Below are 2,333 nucleotides of genomic sequence, written 5' to 3'. Positions count from 1 at the left end.
CTTCGCCGAGTGGTATCCGCGTGACGGACGCCCTTCATCTGCCACCGTTCTCAGCAACCCCATCTGACCAGTGGCGTCACGATGGAAAGAGCTTCAACTGGCAACAACGGTGGGCCCGCAGAATCCACGGGCCCACCTGTGTAGGCGGAAACGTCTGGTCCGCTCAGCCGTTCAGAAAGCGCATATCGGGTAGGGCACCCCGGCGGGACTGCAGGGGCCGACTTTCATGTCCCATCCGATGTACAACCCTGGCTGCGACCCCCGGGCAGAGGATACGCCGAGGAGCAATCCGACCTCTCGCTTGTCCTCCGCAAAGTACGATTTGCCTTGCCAGGCCACTTCCATCTTCGGGTTGACCGCCGAGGGGGAGGTAATGAGGGCCAGTTTTTCGCAGGTGGTCACGGACGTCCCGGCCGAGATCGGTCCGGCCGTGATGCTGAGAGGTATGCTTTGGCAGTTGGACAGCGATGTCGTGCCCTTCGGGCTGTAGTCAGTGAGCCACGTTTTTGGAGCGCCTGCGGATCCGGTCTTAACACTGCATGAGTAAACCTGTGAGAACTCGGGGCCGCCTTTCCGTGCGCCGCAGGTGGAGTACATGCGCATCACATAGTTGTCCTGGATCGCGCCCTGGTACTTCATTTCTCCCCATACGCTGCAGATGGGGTTCATGATGCCGACGTGAGCCTCGTCCTCATAAGAGCCCCAGCAGAGAGGCTGATACCACTTCGTGTCTTCTTGAATCGAGACGTCCCCGCTGCCCTGCGTGACCGGGGCGGTGGTGCTGGTGCTCACCGTGATCGTCCTGTTGCCGGTGGAGTCGGTCACCGTTTTGCTGGTGACCGGCGCACTTCCTCGGGGCTTGACGATACAGCTGGGGCCGTCGGCTTGGATTTCGTAGTTCTCCTCCTTGATGTTGATCTTCAACTTGCCGCTCGCGAGCTGGACGAATTCTCGGATCGCGGTCTGCCGGTCACTGGCATTGCCGCAGTCGGGGGATGCCGCGCGACTGGTCGCCGCTGATCCCACGCCGGACGGCAGTACGGCGAAGACGGCTGCGACGGCGGCAATCGCCGAGATCAATCTCTTCATGGACGCCCTTCTTCCGGATTGTGTTGTCGGCTGGTAACGGCGCTGGTTGAATCACGGATCGCCGAGGTCGTGCGTTGCGTTCCGTCATCGAATGGCAGATGTCTTCGATGATGTTGTTTTGACTCGACGCATTTACGTCAGTCCATAGATGGGTCGCCGGATACGCATGATGAAGCTCGTGGGCTACCCAGCATGGGTATCAGAATGTGGGGAGTGGAAGTAGGGGTTGGTAGACTCGGGCGTCGGTGAAATGTTGGGGCAGACTGGCCTATGCATGGCAGAACTGCTTGCTCGTCCCGCCCCTTCTAGGGCTGCCGAGGCTGCCAGTCACCGTCCTGATCCGCGCGGCTCTTGCCTTTGCCAGTGGCGCACGACAGGTGCGCTCGGAACGGAATGCACACATTGTGCCGCAGTGCCATAGGGTGTCTTTGCCGGGTGAGGGTGAACGTTCCTGCAGTCGTGGCAGACCGCATGACCAGCGGGTATGTCGCTTATTGAGCTACCCACAGCTCCCATGTGCCATATGGGCCTGAGAAGGGAACATCCTTGCAGTGGTAGTAGAAGGTGCCTGCGCTCTCCCAGCGTTCGCCCGCCACCACGCAGTTAGCCCACTGCGTTGCTTTACTGGCCAGGCCGGAGTAGCCGAAGGACTCGATGTAGTACCACGGATATGCGTGTCGCGTCTCAGTTGTCGCCGAACCCCCATTGGACATTGCTATGCTGCGGGAAGCGACCGGGCTTTCCGATGTGCTGTGCCTGCTGATAACCGCAGTCGCTGACACCGGCCCCGCAAGAGCAATTCCGGCCAGCCCTGTCATGAACGCGGCGCCAATGCAGGCTGCTTTCTGCCACGAAGACATCCTTTACCTCCAAGCGTCGGCTTCCGGCGGCGGTAAAGGCAGAACGCCCCGCCACCCGCTTGCGTATTACAGATATCTCACCGACCTTTCGTACTCCTGTCGTAAATCTTGCTGCGCGTGGACATGGCCTGAGCGATTGCATCCTTGTAGATCAGATGCACCTTCGTCATTTCAGTGATCTTGCAAGCCCTCAACGTTGACTTTCGGGGTTGATGTATGCTGACGTGCGCCTTTACCTCGACTGCGAGGGCCGGCTTCGCGGGGAATCAGGACCGCCAGCCTCGATGACTCAGGAGGCGGTCGTCCCTCCTGATCAGTTTCGGCTGATGGAAATTTCCGCCTGATCGTCCCGTTCGTCTTGGGCGAGTGGCACGGCGGCCTGCC

Annotated in this window: 1 protein-coding gene; it reads right to left on the bottom strand. The window is 60.2% G+C overall.

Features of this window, described 5'->3' with window-relative positions; all coding sequences use genetic code 11:
* Positions 1-171: 171 nt before the first annotated feature.
* Positions 172-1,089, bottom strand: a complete 918-nt coding sequence (locus AB0C28_RS56140; protein ID WP_358085765.1) for a hypothetical protein — start codon at positions 1,087-1,089, stop codon at positions 172-174.
* Between the last annotated feature and the right edge of the window lie 1,244 nt (positions 1,090-2,333).

Origin of the sequence: Nonomuraea sp. NPDC048892 (genome assembly GCF_040649735.1) — a bacterium.
GTDB lineage: Bacteria > Actinomycetota > Actinomycetes > Streptosporangiales > Streptosporangiaceae > Nonomuraea > Nonomuraea maheshkhaliensis.
Note: the sequence above shows the minus strand (reverse complement) of the source record. Positions and strands in the feature narration are given on the sequence as shown.